Origin of the sequence: Bradyrhizobium sp. I71, from assembly GCF_022354745.1 — a bacterium.
GTDB lineage: Bacteria > Pseudomonadota > Alphaproteobacteria > Rhizobiales > Xanthobacteraceae > Bradyrhizobium > Bradyrhizobium liaoningense.
The window spans coordinates 2,440,460-2,462,028 of the sequence record NZ_CP059398.1 but is presented as its reverse complement, the minus strand read 5'-3'; the positions used below and the strand labels follow the sequence as shown (position 1 = coordinate 2,462,028).

Sequence of the window (21,569 nt, the reverse complement as noted above, 5' to 3'; positions counted from 1 at the left end):
CGAGGCCCCACATCCGCCTTTGTTGGCGGCTGCAAACAGGCTAGCAAGAAGCCATTGCTCCCGTCACATGTGCCCCCAGGTATTCGATCAATCACATGAGAATTCGCAAAGCTGTATTCCCCGTCGCCGGCCTCGGCACCCGCGTCCTGCCTGCCACCAAGGCGATGCCGAAGGAAATGCTGACCATCGTCGACAAGCCGCTGATCCAGTACGTCTATGACGAGGCGAAGGAAGCCGGCATCGAGCACTTCATCTTCGTCACCGGCCGCAACAAAAACGTCATCGAGGATCATTTCGACCGCATGTTCGAGCTCGACACGACGCTGGCCGCGCGCGGCAAGAAGGCCGAGCAGGACATCCTGGCGCAGAACCAGCCGGAAGCCGGCGCCGTCAGCTTCACCCGCCAGCAGGCGCCGCTCGGCCTCGGCCACGCCGTCTGGTGCGCGCGCGACATCGTCGGCAACGAGCCGTTTGCCGTGGTGCTGCCGGACGAGCTCGTGCTCAACACGCCCGGCTGCCTGAAGCAGATGATCGAGATGGCATCCTCGCTTGGCGAGAAATCCAATCTGATCGCGGTCGAGGCGGTGCCCGATCACCTGACCCACCAATACGGCATCTGCGGTGTCGGCAAGCGCAACGGCAAGATGTTCGAGGTCGACGGCATGGTCGAAAAGCCGGCCAAGGGCACGGCGCCCTCCAATCTCTCGATCACCGGCCGCTACATCCTTCAGCCGGAGATCTTCAAGATCCTGGAGACCCAGGAGCGCGGCGCCGGCGGCGAGATCCAGCTCACCGACGCCATGATCGGCCTTGCCAGGACGCAGAAATTCTATGGCGTCGAGTTCGATGGCGAGCGCCATGATTGCGGCTCCAAGCCGGGCTTCCTGCGTGCCAACATCGCCTACGGCATGAAGCGCCCGGAACTGCGCGACGGGCTGATCGCCGAGATGAAGAAGTATCTGGGGCAGGAGTAGGCGCTATCTCTCCACTCGTCATTGCGAGGAGCGAAGCGACGAAGCAATCCAGGCTGGCTCTGCGGAGGCAGTCTGGATTGCTTCGTGGAGCCTGTCATCGGGCCGCGCTTCGCGCGGACCCGGTGGCTCGCAATGACGACGGCGAGAGAGTTCGTTAGGCCACCCGCGACAGCTTCGGAATGCTGGCGACCACCGACTGGTTGCGCCCACCGGCCTTCGCGGCATAGAGCGCCTTGTCGGCGGCAGCGACCAGGACCGGCCAGTCCATGCCGGCGGCGGGCACGAGACTGGCGATGCCGCAGGAGACCGTCGAGGCCGCCTGGCCGTCGGACCAGCCCTGCACCTTGAGGCGGATCTTCTCGGCGACCTTGAAGGCATCGTCGGCCGAGGTGTTCGGCAGCAATACGGCGAATTCCTCGCCGCCATAGCGCGCGGCGCAGTCGCCGGCGCGGCTCACGGAATCTGAAATGCAGATGGCGATGCCGACCAGCACCTGGTCGCCGGCCTGATGGCCGAACGTGTCGTTGTAGGCCTTGAAATGATCGGCATCGATCATCAGGAGCGCGAGCGGCGCCTTCTGGCGCATCGCGCGCCGCCATTCGACGTCGATGACGGTATCGAACTTGCGGCGGTTCCTCAGGCCCGTGAGCGCGTCCGTCGTCGCCATCTCCTCGAGCTTGCGTTCGGCCTCGGCGCGCCGCCCGATCTCGCGCGCGAGCACGAGCGTCGATCCCAGCACGAACAGCGCGAGTGCCAGCACCACGGCGCCGATGCGGAACGCCTCCCTCTGCCAGAGTGCGAACACTGCGGCCAGGGGCCTGCCCGCCACCACGAACAGCGGTCCGCTGTCGCCGCTGCGGACATAGAGCCGCGGCGTCGGATCGACCGGGCCCTGTCCGGAATAGGAGGCACCGGCCGGGAGATTGTCGGCCTTCCAGCTCCGGCGGTCGTTCAGGTTCGTGCCGATGATGTCGAGATCGAACGGCCGCCGCATGATGATGGTGCGGTCGCGCTTGAGCACGGTGATGGTGTCTTCAGGGTCCAGGTTCAGCCGCTCGAACAATTCGTGGAAATAGCTGAAGCGGATCGAGCCGGCGACGACGCCGAGGAAGCCGCCGTCGGTATCGCTGATGCGCCGGCTCAGCACGATGGAATAGGCGCCGCGGAACAGCATCGGGCGGCTGATGAAGAGCCCGGCTCCGGGATTGTCGCGGTGGACCGTGAAATAGTCCTCCTGGCTCCGGTTCTCGGCGAGGGGATCGAGCGTGGAAGCGTCGATGATCAGCCGGCCCTCGGCATCGAACACCTGGATGGCGCCGAAATGCCGGGCCGTCGTCGCGTGGTCGAACAGGATCAGGTGGCGGATCGTCTTGGAGACCGTCGCGAGCTCGGGCAGCAGCATGTTGCCGGCGACCGCCTTCAGCGACAGGTCGTAGATCTCGATGTTGCGGCCGATGTCGGACTCGATGGAGGTCGCGAGGTTCTCCAGCGTCTGGCGGGCGAGCGCCTCCTCGCCGCGGCGCATGTCCAGCATGACGTTGACGCAAATGGCCGAGAAGCCGATCACCGTCACCACGGACGAGATGATCAGCAGCTTCGCCGAAATCCGCCATGGCCGCCGGACCGTGATTTCGCGCCATCCAAAGGGCATCGTTCGCTCCCCCTACCAGTGGATGCGCCCGAAAGCTTGCGTAGTGTTTAAGGCAGGACGGCGCTACCGCAATGAGTTAAGAATCGGTGTATGGGTCGAACGGTTTTTGGCAGATCGGACGGGACTTCGGACGAGAGGACGCTTGTGAACGACTACGACGCGTTGCGCGACTATCTGATGCGGCAGAAGCAGGAGGAGCTCGTGCTGAGCTTCGAGCAGATCGAGGAGATCATCGGCGCCGCGCTGCCGCGCGCGGCGCATCGTGCCTCCTGGTGGGACAGCCTGCGCAGCCCCGACATCCAGATGCCGCAACGCGAAGCCTGCCTCGCCGCGGGCTTCGTGGCGACGCGGATGCCGGACGGTGCGAGCGTGCGGTTCAGGAAGCAGAGGAACGAGCGGCGGCGTTGACCTCGACGAGGCGTGCTCTTCGCCTCTCCCCTTGTGGGAGAGGGTGGCTCGCCGCGAAGCGGCGAGGCGGGTGAGGGGTTCTCTCCGCGCGCTAGTCTCGCGCATTTGAATTCGCGGAACGAACCCCTCATCCGGCGCTTCGCGCCACCTTCTCCCACAAGGGGAGAAGGAAAGACGAGAGCCGTCAGCTCGCCGCTTCCAGCCGCACTTCCGTCAGCAGGCGCATCGCGGCATCGGCGTCCATCGGCTCGCCGAAGGCGAAGCCTTGCGCGTATTCGCAGCCCATCTGGTAGAGCTCGACCGCATCGGAATCGGTCTCGGCGCCCTCCGCCACCACATCCATGCCGAGATCGTGCGCGAGCGCGATGATCGACTTCAGGATCACCGGACGGGTGCCGCGGCTGGTGGTGCGCACGAAGGACTGGTCGATCTTGATGGTGTCGAACGGGAAACGCTGGAGATAGGCCAGCGAAGAATGGCCGGTGCCGAAATCGTCGAGCGACAGCCCGGTGCCGAGCTCGCGGATGCGCGTCAGCATCTGCGCCGCGTGCTCCGGATTCTCCATCACCAGCGATTCCGTCAGTTCGAGCTTGAGCGTGCCGCGCGCCACCGAGGAGCGCGACAGCACGGTGCGGATGTCGTGGATCAGATCGTGGCGCAGCAACTGCCGTGAGGAGACGTTGACGGAGGCGAAGATCGGGTCGCGCGAGCGCATCGCGCGCTGCCACACCGAGAGCTGCTTTGCGGTCTGGTCGAGCACGAACATGCCGAGGTCGACGATCAGCCCGGTCTCTTCGGCGATGGTGATGAATTCCGACGGCGCCATGCGGCCGAGCTTCGGGTGATCCCAGCGCGCCAGGGCCTCGAAGCCGGCGATCGAACGATCCTCCAGCCGCACGATCGGCTGATAAAGGATGGTGATCTCCTGCCGCTCGATGGCGCGGCGCAATTCGCTCTCCAGCGTCAGCCGGTCCGTCTTCCGCGCACGCATGGCGGGCTTGTAGACGTCGATGCGGTCGCCGCCGATGCGCTTGGAGTGGTACATCGCCAGCTCGGCGTCCTTGATGATCTCGTCCGTGAGCTGCGTCTGCGGATCGGACAAAGCGAGGCCGATCGAGGCGGTGAGGAAGATCTCGCGGTCGTTGAAGGCGATCGGCGCGCGGATGGTCTTGCGGATGGTCTCGGCGAAGGCGGTGATGCGGGCCGGGTCCTGTTCCGAGAGCAGGATCAGGCCGAACTGGTCGCCGGCCAGTCGCGCCAGCGTGTCCTGCGGCTTCAGGATGCGGGTGAGGCGGCGGGCGAGGGTGAGCAGGATGGAATCGCCGACCGCGATGCCGACGGAATCGTTGACCTGCTTGAAGCGGTCGAGATCGATCACCATCAGCGTCGGCCGCAGCGTCGGCATGGTCTTGGAGAAGTTGGCGACAGCGCCCAGCCGGTCCATGAACAGCTTGCGGTTGGGCAGGCCGGTGAGGTTGTCGTGCACGGAATCGTGCAGCAGGCGTTCCTCGGCGTTGCGGAGCTCGGTGACGTCGGTGAGCGTGCCGACGACGCGCGAGACCTCGCCGTCGGAGCCGACCACCGGGCGGGCCTTCAGCGCGAACCACATGAAATGACCGTCCGGCGTGCGCAGGCGGAAATCCTGCACCAGGCGGCCGCGGCGCTGGTCGAGCACACTGTCGAGCGCGGCGCGGAAACGGTCCTGGTCGAGAGGATGCAGCACTTCGAGCCAGGACGCCGCGGGTCCTTCCAGCGTGCCGCGCTTGAGTCCGAGCAGGGCCTCGGTCTCGGGGCTGGTGAACACCTTGTCGGCGGACACGTCCCAATCCCAGATCAGATCGCCGGAGCCGGCGAGCGCCAGCGCCCGCCGCTCGATGTCGGAGACGATGCCGGTGGTGGCGCCGCCGCCGGCGAAGGCGTGCTGCATCACCGTGAATCCGATCAGCATCACGATCAGCACGAGGCCGCCGAGCAGGGCCGGGCCGACGATGTCGTTGGTGACGGAGCCCGCGACGGTCATGCCGGCCGCGACCACCCAGACCACCAGCAGGAACCAGGTCGGGATCAACAGCACCGCGCGGTCGAAGCCGTGGGTGGAGAGATAGACGATCAGCGCGAAGCCGGCGAAGGCGATCAGCACCAGCGAGATGCGCGCGATGCCGGAGGCCACCGCCGGATCGAACAGCGCCAGCGCCACCAGCGAGCCGAGGAAGGCGAGCCAGCCGATCGTGATGTGGGAATAGCGCACGTGCCAGCGGCTGAGATTGAGGTACGCGAACAGGAACACCAGCAGCGTTGCCGCGAGGATGGCCTCGCCCGCCGCGCGCCAGATGCGCTCGGCGTTGTTCGACATGTCGAGCACCTTGCCCCAGAAGCCGAAATCGACGCCGATATAGACCAGCACCGCCCAGGCCAGCGCGGCGGCGGCCGGGAACATGATGCTGCCCTTGACGACGAACAGGATGGTCAGCACCAGCGCCAGCAGGCCGGAAATGCCGATCACGATACCCTGGTAGAGCGTGAAGGAATTCACCTTGTCCTTGTAGGATTCCGGCTCCCACAGATAGAGCTGCGGCAGCTTGTCGGTGCGCAGTTCCGCGACGAAGGTGACGACGGCGCCGGGGTCGAGCGTGATGCGGAACACGTCGGCGGTGGCGCTTTCCTGACGCTCGGGCCGGTCGCCGATCGAGGGCGTGATGGTCGCGATGCGCGACAGGCCGAGGTCGGGCCACAGCAGCCCCGAGGAGACGATGCGATAATGCGGGGCGACGATCAGGCGGTCGAGCTGGTCGTCGGTGTTGTTGGCGAGCGCGAACACCACCCAGTTCTGCCCGCCTTCGCGGGCGCGCACCTCGATGCGGCGGACGATGCCGTCGGTGCCGGGCGCGGTGGAGACCTGGATGCGATCGGCATCGCTGCGCTGATGCTCGAGCACGCCGGTGAGGTCGATCGCGGGCGCGTCGCTGCGGACGCTGACGGCGTCCAGCGCGCGCGCGGGATACGCGGCGACAAGAATCATGAGGCCCAGCGCGATGGGCGCGAGGCACCTGATCAGACGCAAGGTCAATTCTCCGCGTTCGACGCAAACTCTGAGTGCAAGGCGAATCTAGAAGGCGATTCAGACCGGACCGAAGTGGTTCGGCGCGTCGCGATAGATGCCACGAAAGCGAGGAAAATCAAAGGGTTTCCGGCCTGGCCTGTGGGCCGGCGGCCTAGGCCTCCAACACAATTTTGCCAATATGTGCGCTGGTTTCCATGCGCCGGTGGGCATCCGCCGCCTTTTCCAGCGGGAAAGCGCTGTCCATGACCGGCTTGATGCGGCCTTCGCGCAAAAGCGGCATCACTTTCGCCTCGATCGCGGCCACCATCGCGGCCTTGTCCGCATTAGTACGGGGGCGCAGCGTCGAGCCGGTATGGGCCAGGCGCTTGACCATCACCTTGGCGATGTTGACGCTGACCTTGGGGCCGTTGAGGGTGGCGATCTGGACGATGCGGCCATCGACCGCCGCGGCATCATAGTTGCGATCGACATAGTCGCCGGCGACCATGTCGAGGATCAGGTTGACGCCAAGGTTGTTGGTCTCCCCCTTGACCACGGCGACGAAATCTTCGGTCTTGTAATTGATGGCACGGTCGGCGCCCAGCTTGAGGCAGGCGTCGATCTTGTCCTGCGATCCCACGGTGACGAACACCTTGGCGCCGAATGCTTTCGCAAGCTGGATCGCCATGGTGCCGATGCCGGAGGAGCCGCCATGGATCAGCAGCGTCTCGCCGGCCTTGAGGCCGCCGCGCTCGAACACGTTGTGCCAGACCGTCATCAGGGTTTCCGGCAGCGCGCCGGCTTCCTTGAGCGACAAGGCCGGCGGCACGCTCATCGCCTGGGCATCCTGGGCGATGCAGTACTGCGCATAGCCGCCGCCGGCGACCAGCGACATCACCTTGTCGCCGACCTTGTGCCGCCTGGCATTGCTGCCGACCGCGACCACCTCGCCCGCAATCTCGAGGCCCGGCAGGTCGCTGGCGCCGGGCGGCGGCGGATAGGCGCCGGAGCGTTGCGCGACGTCAGGCCGGTTCACGCCCGCGGCTTCGACCTTGACCAGGATCTCGTCCGGGCCGGGCTGCGGAACGGGGCGTTGTTCCGGCACCAGCACCTCCGGTCCGCCGGGCTTGGAGATGGCGATCACGGTCATTTGCGCGGGCAGCTTGTCCATGATGTGTCCTTGAGTGCATGGGATCGGCGGATGGCATATCGCCTTTTCCGCCAAAGTGAAACGACATTAAGGCCCGAACCGCGTTGCCAGATGCCGTGCTCTCTCGAGAGAGATTTTCTCGACCAATGGACGGATCGGAGCGACGGCCGTGCCGGCACCGCCATCGAGCAGGTCCGCGAGTGGGCCAACGGGCCAGCTAGGAACAGCGTCAATGCGACCGAAGGCGCGCAGCACATTTTCCGAGAGGCTGGGTATGATACTCCAAGCCAGCACGGCGCAGACGCTGATCAGATTGAGTCCTGTCCGAGTCACGAGCGCTGCGCGTACCGGATCGGACTTGCTGGCCGTCCATGGCGCGGCGTGCTGCAGGTAAGCGTTCGCGACATCCCAGATCGCGCGAGTTGCCGCCGCCGCCGCACGAAACTCGAGCGCCTCGTGGTGCCGTCGCAGCGTCGCGATACGTTGCTCGAGTTCGCGTGCGAGCAGGTGCTCGGCCGCGCCCGGCGCACCGCCTTCCGGAATTCGGCCGTCGAAGGCCCGATGGGCGAAGCGGACGATGCGATTGACGAGGTTGCCGAAGATGTCAGCGAGATCCTTGTTCACGTCGGCGACGAACTTCGCGATACTGAAATCGGTGTCGGCGCTTTCGGGCGCGTTGGCGATCAGCCACCAGCGCCAGAGATCGGCCGGCAGTTCTTCCAGGGCCTGATCGGTGAAGATGCCCCGATTGCGGCTGGTCGAGAACTTGCCGCCTTCGTAATTCAGCCAGTGGAATCCCTTGACGATATCGACTGTTTTCCACGGCTCGTTCGAGCCGATCAGCGTTGCCGGAAAGCTTACAGTGTGGAATGGGATGTTGTCCTTACCGAGGAACTGGATGTAACGGACGTCATCGGCCTGCCACCACCATTTTCGCCAGTCGCGGCCTGGCGCGGCGGCGGCCCATTCCTCCGTGGCTGCGATGTAGCCGATCGGCGCGTCGAACCAGACGTAGAATACCTTGTTCTCGAATCCCTGGCGCGGAACCGGAATGCCCCAGGTCAGATCGCGCGTAATGCAGCGATCGCGCAAATCAGCCGTGAGCCAGCTTTTCGCAGTTGACACCACGAAGGAAGGCCAGCCGGACCGGCTGTCGATCCACTCGCTCAACGCTGCGACAAGCCGCGACTGCCGCAGGAACAGATGGCGGCTTTCGCGGGTCTGAAGCGCGCGGTCGCCCGACAGCGCAGATCTCGGATCAATCAGTTCGGGCGGATCGAGCAGCGTGCCGCAGTGGTCGCATTGATCGCCGCGTGCGGATGGGTCGCCACAATGCGGGCAAGTGCCGAGCACGTAGCGATCTGGCAAGAAACGGCCGTCCACCGGGGACCAGACCTGTTGCAACGCGCGTTCCTCGATCAGTCCGCCCTGTTCGAGTCTACGATAGAAGTGCTGCGTCAGGGCGCGATTCTGCGGCGAGCTGGTCCGCCCGAAATGGTCGAATGACAGGCCGAAGCGGCGGTAGATGTCGGCCTGCTTTGCATGCTGCGTGCTGCAGAAGGTCTGGATGTCCTGTCCGGCGCGAACGGCGCCGAGCTCGGCCGGCGTGCCGTGCTCGTCCGTGGCACAGACGAAGAGCACCTCGTCGCCGGTCTGCCGTCTAAAGCGGGCATGGACATCGGCAGGCAGGAGCGACCCGACCAGATTGCCGAGATGCTTGACGCCGTTCACATAGGGAAGGGCGCTGGTGATGAGAATTTTGGACATGGCTGCGTCTTTCGCGTTTGGTGATGCCGACCCGGAAGAGATCAAACCGGAAAATCAAAAGCCCTCCCGCATGATCGGAAGGGCTTGGGGTCGGCTCATGCCTCACGCGCGTGGACGCGCTCTCATCCCGTCCGGTCAGCCTCCTTGCGGTCGGGCCGGGGCATTCGCGTCAAATGTTGCGCGCTCGCGAAAGTCACTGCACATTTCTCCTTGTACAGAAACGATAGCATTTCGGGATGGAGAACGCCAGATCAGCGTCCTTCAGGACCGCTCGGGAGACACACATGGCCATGGAAGACGACGACCGCCCGCGCAGGAAGATCACGCACGAAATCGGCCAGGATCTTTCACTGTTGTCGGTCGAGGAACTGACCGAGCGCGTCGCGCTGCTCAAGACCGAGATCGCAAGACTGGAGGAAGCCGCCACCAGGAAGCGCGCCTCGCGCGATGCGGCGGACAGCTTCTTCAAGTCGTAGGATTGTCCCGACTCTCGTGTCCCGGACGCGGTGCGGCACCTAGTGACGCGCCGCAGAGCCGGGACCCATGCCTCACCAACACATCGGCCAAAGGGCTGGGCCCCGGCTCAGCAGTGCAGCACTTCGTGCCGCACTGCGTCCGGGGCACGAGACCTCGGCTCGGCCGCTGGCCGACATGGCTAACGAACTCTCAAAAAATTAGCTCGTTTACGGTCGATTAAGCTTTCGGGTTTATGACTGGAACTGTCCTCGTTTGGACACCGAGTGGCTCCTGTCCACTCTGTTTGACGCCTCCCTGTTATCAACTTTCAAAGCCGCCGGTCTCCGGCGGCTCTTTTTTTGCGCAAAGCGCAGCGGATACCGCTTCGCGTCGAGAAGACCTGTCGAAACAAGAATATCCCCTCAGTTGCATTTGCGAGGAATGTCCCGCGGAAACCATATCCGCGCTTGTCACTGGACTCCGCGCTCCGCCCGCGCAATGATTTGTTCATCATAAGCCGGCGCCAAGCCGGACAGTCAAACAGTTGCGTAAGGGGCGTTAACCATGGAACGTTTGCAGGCCGAAGGCGCTCTCGTTCAGCTCAGCGAGCGGTTCACCAATTCTGCGGCGTTCGGCGCTCTGTTCCGTGAAGGCATGGACCTCGTCGAAGAGACCGCCGCCTATCTCGACGGCGCCGGTCGCGTCGAGGCCAAGGCACTCGATCGCGCCGTCAGCCTCACCTATGCGACCGAGAGCATGCGCCTCACCACGCGCCTGATGCAGCTTGCTTCCTGGCTGCTGCTGCATCGCGCGGTGAAGGAGGGCGAGATGACGCTGAGCCAGGCCAACCGCGAGAAGACCAAGGTCAAGCTCACCGCGGCCGATCCTGGTCCCGTCGACACCATCGAGAAGCTGCCCGCGCAGCTCCAGGACCTGATTCATCGCTCGATGAGCCTGCAGATCCGCGTGCGCCGCCTCGACAGCACGATCCACACCCCGCCGGCCGAGCACGTGGCGATCGGCAACCCGCTGGTGCCGCACCTCAACGCGCTGAAGGCCGCGTTCGAGCGGTAAGCCTCTCGCTGTCATTCCAGGGCGGCTCGTAGAGCCGAACTACGGTGCGCACTTGCGCACCTGAGAATCTCGAGGTTCCGGGTTCGATGCTACGCATCGCCCCGGAACGACCGCCTGAAAACAAAAACGCCCCCGGCTTGCGGGGGCGTTTTCGTCTCCAGCTTTTTCGTCTTCAGCCTTGCGGCCGGCTCAATCCTTTTTGAGAAAGCCCGAAAACTTCTTCTGGAAGCGCGAAACGCGGCCGCCGCGGTCCATGATCTGCGTGGAGCCGCCGGTCCAGGCCGGGTGCGACTTCGGGTCGATGTCGAGGTTCAGCGTGTCGCCTTCCTTGCCCCAGGTCGAGCGGGTCAGGTACTCGGTTCCGTCGGTCATGACGACCTTAATCGTATGATAATCCGGATGAATTTCGGCTTTCATGGCAATTCCTCGGCGCTCCGGCGCCTTCTTGGGTGGCTAGCGAATGACGGATTTGGGCGGCTCTATACCGCACGAAACCTTGCAAAACAAGCCGTGTCGGGCCGTCAAACCGGGTTTGCCCCTAAGGGACTTCCCGGATTTGCCACTACCCCTACACCAGCCTATTGGGTGCAAACCAATGCAACAGGTCGGATATCATGAGCGCAGTGGAACGGCTTGATGACCACGATGTCAATCGGCCCGCAATGAACGTCGCGGACATCCCGTCGATCGAGGCCGAGCTGATCGAAGAGCCCGCCAAGGGGCGCGCCAAGCTGCGGCCGCTGCTTGCGCTCGCGCCCTATGTGAGCCGCTATCGCGGCCGGGCGGCGCTGGCTTTCGTCGCGCTCACGGTCGCCGCGCTGACGACGCTGCTGGTGCCGATCGCCGTGCGCAGGATGATCGATTTCGGCCTGACGCCTGAGGGCATCGAGCTGATCAACAGCTACTTCTCGGTGATGCTCGCGGTGGTGGGCGTGCTCGCGCTCGCGAGCGCGGCGCGCTACTACCTCGTGATGACGATCGGCGAACGCATCGTCGCCGACCTCAGGCGCGACGTCTTCGCCCACCTGCTCTCGCTCTCCCCCGCCTTCTTCGATTCCGCCCGCAGCGGCGAGCTGATCTCGCGGCTCACCGCCGACACCACCCAGCTCAAATCGGCCGTCGGCGCCTCGGTCTCGATCGCGCTGCGCAACCTGATGATGTTCCTGGGCGCCGCGGCGATGATGGTGATCACGAGCCCGAAGCTGTCCGGCTTCGTGCTGCTGGCCATTCCCTTGATCGTGCTGCCGCTGGTGGCCTTCGGGCGGTGGGTGCGGCGTCTGTCGCGCAATGCACAGGATACGCTCGCCGAAGCCTCGGCCTATGCCGGCGAGCTGGTCGGCGCGATCCGTACCGTGCAGGCCTATACCAGCGAGCAATTTGCCGAGAAGCGTTTCGGCGGCGAGGTCGAACAGGCCTATGAAGCCGCGCGAACCTCGACCCAGGCCCGCGCCGTGCTCACGGCCATCATCATCTTCATCGTGTTCGCAAGCGTCGTCGCCATCCTCTGGATCGGCTCGCACGACGTGCTGAGCGGCGCGATCACGCCGGGCCGGCTCGGCCAGTTCGTGCTTTATGCCGTGTTCGCCGCGGCGGGCCTCGGCCAGCTCAGCGAGGTCTGGGGCGAGGTCTCGGCGGCGTCGGGCGCGGCCGAGCGCCTGTTCGAGATCCTGCAGGTGAAGCCCGAAATCGCCGCGCCCGCGGCGCCGCGCGTGCTGCCGGTGCCGGCGCGCGGCGAGGTCGGCTTCGATCAGGTCAGCTTCGCCTATCCGGCGCGGTCCGACGTCAAGGTGCTCGATGGCGTGTCGTTCACCGTGCGCCCCGGCGAGAAGGTCGCGATCGTCGGTCCCTCCGGCGCCGGCAAGAGCACGATCTTTCATCTTCTGCTGCGCTTCTACGATCCGCGGAGCGGGACGATCTCGCTCGACGGCGTGCCGGTCAAATCCGCCGACCCGCGCGATTTCCGCGCCCGCATCGCGCTGGTGCCGCAGGACTCGGTGGTGTTCGCTGCGACCGCCCGCGAGAACATCCGCTTCGGCCGGCCCGATGCGACCGATGTCGAGGTCGAGCGTGCCGCCGAGCTCGCGCATGCCGCCGAGTTCATCCGCCGCCTGCCCGAAGGTTTCGAGACGGCGCTCGGCGAGCGCGGCGTGACGCTGTCCGGCGGCCAGCGCCAGCGCATCGCGATCGCGCGCGCCATCCTGCGCGATGCGCCGCTGCTGCTGCTGGACGAGGCCACCTCCGCGCTCGACGCCGAAAGCGAGACGCTGGTGCAGACCGCGCTGGAAGAGCTGATGCGCCACCGCACCACGCTGGTGATCGCGCATCGCCTCGCAACCGTGCTGTCCTGCGACCGCATCCTGGTGATGGACCAGGGCCGGATCGTCGAGCAGGGCACGCATGCCGAGCTCGTGGCGGCGAACGGACTCTATGCGAGGCTGGCGCGGTTGCAGTTCGAGGGGGCGTAGAGGGTCAACGCTGGAGAGAACGCCTACGGCTTCCATTCCATCTTCAGCACCGGCCGGCCCGAGGTCGGGTTCACGTCGTCGCCGGCATGGGCAAAGCCGTTGCGCTCGTAGAAGCGGATGGCGCGGGCATTGTCCTTGTTGACGAGCAGCGTGATTCCTCCCGGCGAGAGGCGCTTGGCCTCATCCACCAGCAGCCGCGCTGCATCCGAGCCCCAATGCTCCGGATCGACCACGAGCTGGTCGAGATAGCCTTCGCCATCGATCGTGACGAAACCGGTCAACGCACCGTCCTGCTCCGCCACCGCGATCGAGGCCTTCGGCACCAGGTCCTTGCGCCAGCGCTCGCGCCACCATTCCAGCCGTGCCGCGAAGTCGATCTGCGGATAGGCCTGCTGCCAGGTGCGCTGCCAGAGCTCGATCGCAGCGGCCTCGTCCTCGGGGCGGTAGGGGCGAAGGTGGATCATGAGGTCGTCATGCCCGGGCTTGTCCCGGGCATCCACGAGCGGCGGCGCACGCGGAAGCAAATACGTGGATGGCCGGGACAAGCCCGGCCATGACGGTGTGGTAAGTATCGCGCGGCCCTCACCACTACCGCTCCGTCAGCTTCAGCTCGATGCGGCGGTTGCGCTTGTAGGCCTCCTCGGTGTTGCCGGGATCGAGCGGCTGGAATTCGCCGAAGCCGGCCGCGACGAGGCGCTGGGCGGGCACGCCGAGCGAGATCAGATATTGCACCACCGAGATCGAGCGGGCCGCGGACAGGTCCCAGTTCGACTTGAAGTTCGGGCCGTTGACCGGACGCACATCGGTATGGCCGTCGACGCGGAGCACCCAGGGGATCTCGCTCGGGATCTTCTTGTCGAGCTCGATCAGCGCAGTCGCCAGCGTGTCGAGCTCGGCGCGGCCCTCGGGCAGCAGCGTCGCCTGGCCGGTATCGAAGAACACTTCGGACTGGAACACGAAACGGTCGCCGACGATGCGGATGTCGGGGCGGTTGCCGAGGATGGCGCGCAGGCGGCCGAAGAATTCGGAGCGGTAGCGCGACAATTCCTGCACGCGCTGCGCCAGGGCAACGTTCAGGCGAGAGCCCAGATCGGCAATTCGATTTTGCGATTCCTTGTCGCGCTTCTCGCTGGCATCCAGCGCCTCTTCCAGGGCCGCCAATTGCCGGCGCAGCGCGCTGATCTGCTGGTTCAAGACCTCGATCTGCGCCAGGGCCCGCGCCGAGACAGCCTTCTCCGAGTCCAGCGCCTTGCCGAGTTCGGCGGACTTGCCTTGCGCGTCGTTGCCGGCGGCGGCAAGGCCGTCATAGAGACCCTTGATGCGGTCGCGCTCGGACTCGGCCGAGGCGAGGCCCGCCTTCAATTGCGAGACCTGATCGTCGAGGCTGAGCTTGCCGAGCTTTTCCAGCGACAGGAGCTCGTTGAGCTGGGCGATCTTGGCGTTGAGCTGCTCCAGCGCCTTGTCCTTGCCGGTGACTTCCTGCGACAGGAAGAACTGTACGACCAGAAACACCGACAGCAGGAACACGATCGACAGCACCAGCGTCGACAGCGCGTCGACGAAGCCCGGCCAGTAGTTGAAGGCGCCTTCGCTGCGGCGGCCGCGCGCTAGAGCCATGTCCGTTGATCTCCACTCTCGTGTCCCGGACGCGCTGCAGCGTGCAACGCTGCTGCGCAGAGCCGGGACCCACTATCGTTCAGAGGATTCCGGGCCCCGGCTCAGCAGCGCATCACTGCGTGCTGCGCCGCGTCCGGGGGCACGAGACCCTCCACTTTACTCTCAACTCTTCTCGGGCTGACGCGCGATGCGCTCCAGCAGGCGCCGGATCTCGCGGTTCTGCTCGCCCTGGCCGTCGGCCCATTCGCGGATCATCTGCTGCTCGGTGCGCATGTGCGAGACCAGCGCCTGGATCGCTTCGGCAAGGCTCGCCATCGCCGCCGTTGTGCCGCGGCTGGCGCTGCCTTCCTCGAACACGGAGCGCAGCCGTTCGACCGCGGCCTGGAGCTCGCCGCTGGCGACGCCGCCGCCGCCTGACGCAACGGGCGCTTCGCCGCTGCCATATTCGCGCACGGTGGTGGCGAGCCAGTCTTCGAGGTCCGTGTAGAAGCGGTTCTGCGCCTGGCTCGATTGCAGGTCGAGGAAGCCGAGGATCAGGGAGCCGGCGAGGCCGAACAGCGAGCTGGAGAACGAGATCCCCATGCCGCTGAGCGGGGCGGCGAGGCCCTCCTTGAGCGTGTCGAACAGCGAGCCGGCATCGCCGCCGACCTTGAGCCCGTCGATCACCTTGCCGACCGAGCCGACCGTCTCGATCAGGCCCCAGAAGGTGCCGAGCAGGCCGAGGAAGACAAGGAGGCCGGTCATGTAGCGCGAGATGTCGCGGGCCTCGTCGAGGCGCGTCGCGATGGAATCGAGCAAATGCCGCATCGTGGTCTGTGTGATGGTCATCCGCCCGGAGCGCTCGCCGCCGAGGATCGCCGCCATCGGCGCCAGCAGCTTCGGGTGCCGGGCCGGCGCCAGGCCGGGGTCGGCGATGCGGAAATTGTTGACCCAGGAGACTTCGGGATAAAGCCGGATGACCTGGCGGAAGGCCAGCACGATGCCGATGAACAGCACCGCCCCGATCAGGGCATTGAGCCCGGGATTGGCGAAGAAGGCCTGGATGATCTGCTTGTAGAGCACCACGCCAACCAGCGTGCACAGCACCAGGAAGACCAGCATCCGCACCAGGAAGACGCTGGGCGAGGACAGTTTCGTGTACTCGATATCCAAGGTGGAGCGGGAAGTGCCAGACGGCATGGCCGGTATCATCCGTTACGTAAGCTTGCTTGCGGTGCGCACTATGGCACAGCGCCCGCCCAAAAAAAGCGCCGGATGCGCCAATTTCGGGGACAGCCTGGGGAACCGGGCCGGAAGCGGCGCTTTGATGAGCAGGTATCTGCAGAAGCTCGCCATTCGGGAGGTGCATGAGCGTCGTTTCCGCGATCATCGGGAGTGCCGAACACGTGCCGCTGCCGGACGTGGTCGTCCGTGCCGCGATCCAGCGCTTGTGCTCCCGCACGGCGAGCCGCCTGTCCGCGCTGGGCGCCGCCGATGACGCCGCCTTCGCCGGGCGGATGATGCTGCGGCCGATTGCCGAGGGCGCGGGGCCCCGGCATGACGAGGCGCCTGCTTGCTTCTTCGCCGAAGTGCTCGGCCCCAACCGCAAATTCTCCTCCTGCTTCTACAAGACCGACGCGAGCACCTTGCGGGAGGCGGAGGAGGAGGCGCTGCGCCAAACCGTCGAGCATGCCGGTCTTGCCGACGGCCAGACCATCCTCGAGCTCGGTTGCGGCTGGGGCTCGCTGTCGCTGTGGATGGCGCGGCAGTTTCCCCATGCAAAGGTGACGGTGGTGTCGGGCTCGCAGGCGCAGCGCGCTCATGTCGAGGAGGAGGCGCGGCGCCGCGGACTCCTGAACCTGCGCGCGGTCACCGCGGACATGAACGTGTTCGCGCCCGAAGGCCAGTTCGACCGCATCGTCTCGGTCGAGATGTTCGGGCAGATAACGAACTGGCGCAAGCTGATGACACGGGTGCGGTCATGGCTGGCGTCGGAGGGGCGGCTCTTCATGCAGGTCGCCACCCATCGCTCGGGCTCGCAGCTGTTCGACCGGCTCGATCGCAACGACTGGATCGCGCAGCACGTCTTCACGGGCGGGCTGATGCCGAGCCATCACCTCGTCAGGCAGTTCGACGATATCTTTGCGATCGAGAAGGAATGGTGCTGGAGCGGTACGCATTACCAGCGCACCGCCAACGACTGGCTCGCCAATTTCGATGCGCATCGCGGCCCCATCGAGGCGTCCTTGCGCAGGGTCTACGGCGAGGAGACTGCTCCTTGCATGCGTCGCTGGCGCTGGTTCCTCCTCGCAACATCCGGCCTGTTTGGCTACGCCGGTGGAACCGAATGGGGAATCAGCCATTATCGGATGAAGGCCGCGGAGTGATTGCGGTGTTCGGTCGCAGCACGCGGCGGTGGAACTGGATTCACAATCAGGTGAGTCGCTAAAAGGCAGCTGAAGTCAACGGGTTACGTCGTGTGACAATGAGCCGCCTGCAACACGCGTTGCGTCGCAGCAAGTCCATTCTATTTTGAGGCCATCGGCGCGCGAAAGGAGTCCAGGACGGGCCCACGGAGCGTGATCAGTATCAACAACATCGGGGCACCACATTTCATGTCAGGACTTCGCGCGCGATCGGCATGCGTTGCATTGATGCTCGCGGCCCTTGCGCCGCTCCTTGGTGCTTGCGACGAATCCAGCTCCGCCGTATCCGCCGCCCAGCCGGCCGCCCCTGACGTGAGCGTCGTCGTCGTCAAGCCGCAGCCGCGCGCCGTGGTGCGCGAACTGCCGGGCCGCATCGCGCCGACGCGTGTCTCCGACGTGCGGCCGCGCGTGTCCGGCATCGTGGTCCAGCGTCTGTTCCGCCAGGGCAGCGAGGTGAAGGCAGGCGATCCGCTCTACCGCATCGATCCGCGTCCGTTCGAGGTCGAGGTGATGGCCAACGAGGCCGCGCTTGCCAAGGCCGACGCGGCATTGATGCAGGCCAAACAGCAGGCGCATCGCATCGCCACCCTCACCAAGGATCGCGCTGCCCCGGAAGCCGAGAACGAGAAGGCGATCGCGGCCGAACGCCAGGCCCATGCCGAGGTCGAGGGCCGCAAGGCCGAGCTCGCGCGGGCCAAGCTCAATCTCGACTATGCCACCGTGCGCGCGCCGATCGACGGCGTGGTCGGTGCGGCGCTGGTCAGCGAGGGCGCGCTCGCCGTGCAGAATGAGACCAATCTCGCCACCATCCAGCAGCTCGATCCGATCTATGCCGACTTCACCCAGTCGGTGAATGAACTCAACCAGCTCCGCCGTGCCTTCGAGACCGGCGACCTCGATCGCATCGCCGCCGATGCCGCCAAGGTGCGCCTGGTGCTCGACGACAACACCATCTATTCGCTCGACGGCAAGCTGCTGTTCTCCGACGCCAAGGTCGACGCCCACACCGGGCAGGTGACGTTGCGCGGCGAGTTCCCCAATCCCAGGCGCGAACTGCTGCCGGGCATGTATGTCCGGGTCCGCATCGACCAGGGTCTCGATTCCGACGCGATCGCGGTGCCGCAGCAGGCGGTCCAGCGCAATGGCGGCGGCGGCAGCGAGGTGTTCGTCGTCAAGGACGACAACCACATCGTGGTCCAGCCGGTGCGCACGGGATCGGTGCAGGACGGACTCTGGTTCGTCACCGAAGGCCTGAAGGCCGGTGACAAGGTCGTGGTCGAAGGTTTCCAGAAGTTCGCGGCCGGCGACAAGGTCAAGCCGCAACCCTGGTCGGAGGTGGAAGCGACCGCGGACAACCGGCACGCCCAGCAGCTCACGCGGTAACGCGCTATGCCGAGCTTTTTCATCGACAGGCCGATCTTCGCCTGGGTGGTCGCGCTGTTCATCTGCCTGATCGGCGCGATCGCGGTGCCGCTGCTGCCGATCGCGCAATATCCGATCATCGCGCCGCCCTCGATCTCGATCTCGACCAGTTATCCCGGTGCGTCGCCCGAAAACCTCTACAACAGCGTCACGCGGTTGATCGAGGAGGAGCTCAACGGCGCCTCCGGCATTCTCAATTTCGAATCGACCAGCGACTCGCTCGGCCAAGTCGAGATCATCGCCAATTTCCAGCCCGGCACCGATACCAACGACGCCTCGGTGGAAGTCCAGAACCGCATCAAGCGCGTCGAGGCGCGCCTGCCGCGCGCGGTGATGCAGCAGGGCATCCTGATCGAGGAAGCCTCCAGCGCGGTGCTTCAGATCATCACGCTGAGTTCGACCGACGGCAGCCTGGATGAGGTCGGCCTCGGCGACTTCATGATCCGCAACGTGCTGGGTGAGATCCGCCGCATTCCCGGCGTCGGTCGCGCCACGCTGTACTCGACCGAGCGCAGCTTGCGCGTCTGGGTCGATCCGGCCAGGCTCGTCGGCTACGGGCTGACCGCCGACGACGTCAACAAGGCGATCTCCGCGCAGAACGCGCAGGTCGCCTCGGGCAGCATCGGCGCCGAGCCGTCGACGTCCAGCCAGCGCACCTCGACGCTGGTGCTGGTCAAGGGGCAACTCTCCTCGCCGGACGAATTCGGCGCCATCATCCTGCGCGCCAATGCCGACGGCTCGACCGTGCGCCTGCGCGATGTCGCGCGCGTCGAGGTCGGCGGGCTCAGCTACCAGTTCAACACGCGCCTCAACGGCAAGCCGACTGCGGGTCTGTCGGTGCTGATGTCGCCGACCGGCAATGCGCTGGCGACCGCGAGCGCGGTCGAAGCGAAGATGAAGGAGCTGTCGCGCTTCTTCCCGGCCAACATCACCTACGAGATCCCCTACAACATCACGCCCGTGGTCGAGGCCTCGATCAAGAAGGTGCTGACGACGCTGGTGGAAGCCGTGGTGCTGGTGTTCGTCGTGATGTTCCTGTTTCTGCAGAACATCCGCTACACCATCATTCCGACCATCGTGGTGCCGGTGGCGCTCTTAGGCGCCTGTTCCACGCTGCTGCTCGCCGGCTACTCCATCAACATGCTCTCGATGTTCGGCATGGTACTGGCGGTCGGCATCCTCGTCGACGACGCCATCGTCGTGGTCGAGAACGTCGAACGCATCATGGCCGAGGAAGGCCTGCCGCCGAAGGAAGCCACGCGCAAGGCGATGTCGCAGATCACCGGCGCCATCATCGGCATCACCTTGGTGCTCATGGCGGTGTTCGTGCCGATGGCGTTCTTCCCGGGCTCGGTCGGCATCATCTACCGCCAGTTCTCCGTCACCATGGTCGCCGCGATCGGCTTCTCCGCCTTCCTCGCGCTGTCGCTGACGCCGGCGCTGTGTGCGACCCTGCTCAAGCCTGTCGCCAAGGGGCACGGTCATTCCAGCAATTTCGTGTTCGGCTGGTTCAATCACATGCTGGAGGCCGCGCGGTTCCGCTACGCGAATACGGTCGGCTTCTCGCTGAAGCGCACCGGACGCCTGATGCTGGTCTATGCCGCGCTGCTGGTCGGCCTGTCCTGGGCCTTCGTCAGCCTGCCCGGTGGCTTCCTGCCCGTCGACGACCAGGGCTTCGTCACCACCGACGTGCAGACGCCGTCGGATTCGTCCTACGCCCGCACCGAGGCCGTGATCGAGAAGGTCGAGAAATATCTTGCCGCGCGGCCGGGAGTCAAAGATGTCACCTTCCTCACGGGCTTCAGCTTCTCCGGCCAGGGCATGAACACCGCGCAGGCCTTCATCACGCTGAAGGACTGGTCGGAGCGCGGGCCCAAGGATTCCGCCGCGGCGATCGTCAACGACATCAACCGCGACCTCTCATCGATCCGCGACGCCAAGATCTCGGCGCTGCAGCCGCCGCCGATCGACAATCTCGGCAACTCCTCCGGCTTCTCGTTCCGCCTTCAGGACCGCGGCCAGAAGGGCTATTCCGCCTTGATGCGCGCTGCCGACCAGCTGATCGCGGCGGCCAATGCGAGCCCGGTGCTTCAGAAGGTCTACATCGAAGGCCTGCCCGAGGCAGGCGTGGTCAATCTCATGATCGACCGCGAGAAGGCCGGCGCCTTCGGCGTCACCTTCGAGGACATCAACAACACGATCTCGACCAATCTCGGCTCGAACTACATCAACGACTTCCCGAACCGCGGCCGCATGCAGCGCGTCGTCGTGCAGGCCGACGCGCGCGACCGCATGCGGACCGAGGACATCCTCAACTACAACGTCAAGAACAGCCGCGGCCAGCTGGTGCCGTTCTCGTCCTTTGCCACGGTGGAATGGGCACGCGGTCCGACGCAGATCGCCGGCTTCAACTATTATCCGGCGGTGCGCATCTCCGGCGAAGCGAAACCCGGCTTCACCTCGGGCGATGCGATCGCCGAGATGGAGCGGCTTGCCGACAGATTGCCGCGCGGCTTCGGCTATGAATGGACCGGACAATCGCTCCAGGAAAAGCTGTCGGGCTCGCAGGCGCCGTTCCTGCTGGCGCTCTCGGTGTTCGTGGTGTTCCTGTGTCTGGCTGCGCTGTACGAGAGCTGGACCATTCCGCTCGCGGTGCTGCTGACCGTGCCGCTCGGCATCGTCGGCGCCGTGGTCGCCGCCATGCTGCGCGGCCTGCCCAACGACGTCTACTTCACCGTCGGCCTCATCACCATCATCGGCCTCGCAGCGAAGGACGCGATCCTGATCATCGAGTTCGCAAAGGATCTGCGGAAGGAAGGCAAGCCGCTGGTGGAAGCCACCATCGAGGCCTGCCGCCTGCGCTTCCGCCCGATCCTGATGACCGGCCTCGCCTTCATCTGCGGCGTGCTGCCGATGGCGATCGCGCATGGCGCCGGCGGCGCCAGCCAGCAGGCGCTGGGCAGCATCGTGATGGGCGGCATGATCGCGGTGGTGATCCTGGCGCTCCTGATGGTGCCGGTGTTCTTCGTCTCGGTGCAGCGCGTGCTGGGCGGGGACCGGGAGCCGGCGCCGGCGAAGGAACATGAGGCCTACGGCCCGCCGGCGCGGGCGCATACCGGGCACTGACAGTTCTTTCCGTC

General features: G+C 65.5%; 16 protein-coding genes. 8 read left to right on the top strand and 8 right to left on the bottom strand.

The genetic code is table 11. The features are described 5' to 3' along the window. The first annotated feature begins 95 nt into the window (after window positions 1–95). Window positions 96–974, top strand: coding sequence for a UTP--glucose-1-phosphate uridylyltransferase (locus FJV43_RS12140; protein WP_239627259.1), 879 nt, complete (start codon window positions 96–98; stop codon window positions 972–974). A 154-nt stretch (window positions 975–1,128) separates the two neighbouring features. On the opposite strand, the gene FJV43_RS12135 is transcribed toward FJV43_RS12140, so the two are convergent. After that, a complete protein-coding gene (locus FJV43_RS12135; protein ID WP_239627257.1) occupies window positions 1,129–2,625 on the bottom strand; it encodes a sensor domain-containing diguanylate cyclase in 1,497 nt (498 codons plus the stop codon). Window positions 2,626–2,769: 144 nt separating this feature from the next. On the opposite strand from FJV43_RS12135, the gene FJV43_RS12130 reads away from it, so the two are divergent. Then, entirely contained in the window at window positions 2,770–3,033 is a 264-nt protein-coding gene (locus FJV43_RS12130) for a hypothetical protein (RefSeq protein WP_239627256.1), read from the top strand. Between the two features lie 184 nt (window positions 3,034–3,217). On the opposite strand, the gene FJV43_RS12125 is transcribed toward FJV43_RS12130, so the two are convergent. The 3 genes from FJV43_RS12125 to metG form a co-directional block, all read right to left on the bottom strand. After that, window positions 3,218–6,094 (bottom strand): EAL domain-containing protein, encoded by a 2,877-nt coding sequence (locus tag FJV43_RS12125; RefSeq protein ID WP_239627254.1) that lies wholly within the window; start codon window positions 6,092–6,094, stop codon window positions 3,218–3,220. A gap of 151 nt (window positions 6,095–6,245) precedes the next feature. Beyond that, on the bottom strand, window positions 6,246–7,244 hold the full coding sequence (locus FJV43_RS12120) for an NAD(P)H-quinone oxidoreductase (RefSeq protein WP_239627252.1): 999 nt from the start codon (window positions 7,242–7,244) through the stop codon (window positions 6,246–6,248). 66 nt (window positions 7,245–7,310) lie between these two features. Further along, window positions 7,311–9,035: a methionine--tRNA ligase gene (metG, locus tag FJV43_RS12115; RefSeq protein WP_239627250.1), complete on the bottom strand. Its 1,725-nt coding sequence runs from the start codon at window positions 9,033–9,035 to the stop codon at window positions 7,311–7,313. Between the two features lie 239 nt (window positions 9,036–9,274). On the opposite strand from metG, the gene FJV43_RS12110 reads away from it, so the two are divergent. Both FJV43_RS12110 and FJV43_RS12105 read left to right on the top strand, forming a co-directional pair. Then, window positions 9,275–9,466 (top strand): DUF1192 domain-containing protein, encoded by a 192-nt coding sequence (locus FJV43_RS12110; protein WP_239627249.1) that lies wholly within the window; start codon window positions 9,275–9,277, stop codon window positions 9,464–9,466. Window positions 9,467–10,010: 544 nt separating this feature from the next. Then, window positions 10,011–10,520: a DUF1465 family protein gene (locus FJV43_RS12105; protein ID WP_239627247.1), complete on the top strand. Its 510-nt coding sequence runs from the start codon at window positions 10,011–10,013 to the stop codon at window positions 10,518–10,520. A 189-nt stretch (window positions 10,521–10,709) separates the two neighbouring features. Here FJV43_RS12105 and rpmE read toward each other — a convergent pair whose 3' ends face one another. After that, window positions 10,710–10,937 carry a 50S ribosomal protein L31 gene (gene rpmE / locus FJV43_RS12100; RefSeq protein WP_028182497.1) on the bottom strand — a complete coding sequence of 76 codons (228 nt, stop codon included), beginning with the start codon at window positions 10,935–10,937 and terminating at the stop codon, window positions 10,710–10,712. Window positions 10,938–11,134: 197 nt separating this feature from the next. On the opposite strand from rpmE, the gene FJV43_RS12095 reads away from it, so the two are divergent. Continuing rightward, window positions 11,135–12,985 carry an ABC transporter ATP-binding protein/permease gene (locus tag FJV43_RS12095; RefSeq protein WP_239627246.1) on the top strand — a complete coding sequence of 617 codons (1,851 nt, stop codon included), beginning with the start codon at window positions 11,135–11,137 and terminating at the stop codon, window positions 12,983–12,985. Between the two features lie 23 nt (window positions 12,986–13,008). Here the strand turns inward: FJV43_RS12095 and FJV43_RS12090 are convergent, their stop codons facing one another. The 3 genes from FJV43_RS12090 to FJV43_RS12080 all read right to left on the bottom strand — a co-directional run bounded on the left by FJV43_RS12090 (window position 13,009) and on the right by FJV43_RS12080 (window position 15,781). Further along, window positions 13,009–13,449, bottom strand: coding sequence for a GNAT family N-acetyltransferase (locus FJV43_RS12090; protein WP_239627244.1), 441 nt, complete (start codon window positions 13,447–13,449; stop codon window positions 13,009–13,011). 124 nt (window positions 13,450–13,573) lie between these two features. Continuing rightward, entirely contained in the window at window positions 13,574–14,602 is a 1,029-nt protein-coding gene (locus FJV43_RS12085) for a peptidoglycan -binding protein (protein ID WP_239627242.1), read from the bottom strand. 162 nt (window positions 14,603–14,764) lie between these two features. Continuing rightward, window positions 14,765–15,781, bottom strand: coding sequence for a flagellar motor protein MotA (locus tag FJV43_RS12080; protein WP_239627241.1), 1,017 nt, complete (start codon window positions 15,779–15,781; stop codon window positions 14,765–14,767). Window positions 15,782–15,948: 167 nt separating this feature from the next. Between FJV43_RS12080 and FJV43_RS12075 the strand changes: the two genes are divergently transcribed. The 3 genes from FJV43_RS12075 (at window position 15,949) to FJV43_RS12065 (ending at window position 21,555) form a co-directional block, all read left to right on the top strand. Beyond that, a complete protein-coding gene (locus FJV43_RS12075) occupies window positions 15,949–16,968 on the top strand; it encodes a cyclopropane-fatty-acyl-phospholipid synthase family protein (protein WP_239627239.1) in 1,020 nt (339 codons plus the stop codon). Window positions 16,969–17,196: 228 nt separating this feature from the next. Then, a complete protein-coding gene (locus FJV43_RS12070) occupies window positions 17,197–18,390 on the top strand; it encodes an efflux RND transporter periplasmic adaptor subunit (protein ID WP_239627238.1) in 1,194 nt (397 codons plus the stop codon). 6 nt (window positions 18,391–18,396) lie between these two features. Beyond that, entirely contained in the window at window positions 18,397–21,555 is a 3,159-nt protein-coding gene (locus FJV43_RS12065) for a multidrug efflux RND transporter permease subunit (RefSeq protein WP_239627236.1), read from the top strand. Window positions 21,556–21,569 lie beyond the last annotated feature (14 nt).

Bases quoted from the DNA above. Each gene is read 5' to 3' on its own strand.
- FJV43_RS12140 (WP_239627259.1), top strand. From the start codon at position 96: ATGAGAATTCGCAAAGCTGTATTCCCCGTCGCCGGCCTCGGCACCCGC.
- FJV43_RS12135 (WP_239627257.1), bottom strand. From the start codon at position 2,625: ATGCCCTTTGGATGGCGCGAAATCACGGTCCGGCGGCCATGGCGGATT.
- FJV43_RS12120 (WP_239627252.1), bottom strand. From the start codon at position 7,244: ATGGACAAGCTGCCCGCGCAAATGACCGTGATCGCCATCTCCAAGCCC.
- FJV43_RS12110 (WP_239627249.1), top strand. From the start codon at position 9,275: ATGGCCATGGAAGACGACGACCGCCCGCGCAGGAAGATCACGCACGAA.
- FJV43_RS12105 (WP_239627247.1), top strand. From the start codon at position 10,011: ATGGAACGTTTGCAGGCCGAAGGCGCTCTCGTTCAGCTCAGCGAGCGG.
- rpmE (WP_028182497.1), bottom strand. From the start codon at position 10,937: ATGAAAGCCGAAATTCATCCGGATTATCATACGATTAAGGTCGTCATG.
- FJV43_RS12095 (WP_239627246.1), top strand. From the start codon at position 11,135: ATGAGCGCAGTGGAACGGCTTGATGACCACGATGTCAATCGGCCCGCA.
- FJV43_RS12090 (WP_239627244.1), bottom strand. From the start codon at position 13,449: ATGATCCACCTTCGCCCCTACCGCCCCGAGGACGAGGCCGCTGCGATC.
- FJV43_RS12085 (WP_239627242.1), bottom strand. From the start codon at position 14,602: ATGGCTCTAGCGCGCGGCCGCCGCAGCGAAGGCGCCTTCAACTACTGG.
- FJV43_RS12080 (WP_239627241.1), bottom strand. From the start codon at position 15,781: ATGCCGTCTGGCACTTCCCGCTCCACCTTGGATATCGAGTACACGAAA.
- FJV43_RS12075 (WP_239627239.1), top strand. From the start codon at position 15,949: ATGAGCGTCGTTTCCGCGATCATCGGGAGTGCCGAACACGTGCCGCTG.
- FJV43_RS12070 (WP_239627238.1), top strand. From the start codon at position 17,197: ATGTCAGGACTTCGCGCGCGATCGGCATGCGTTGCATTGATGCTCGCG.
- FJV43_RS12065 (WP_239627236.1), top strand. From the start codon at position 18,397: ATGCCGAGCTTTTTCATCGACAGGCCGATCTTCGCCTGGGTGGTCGCG.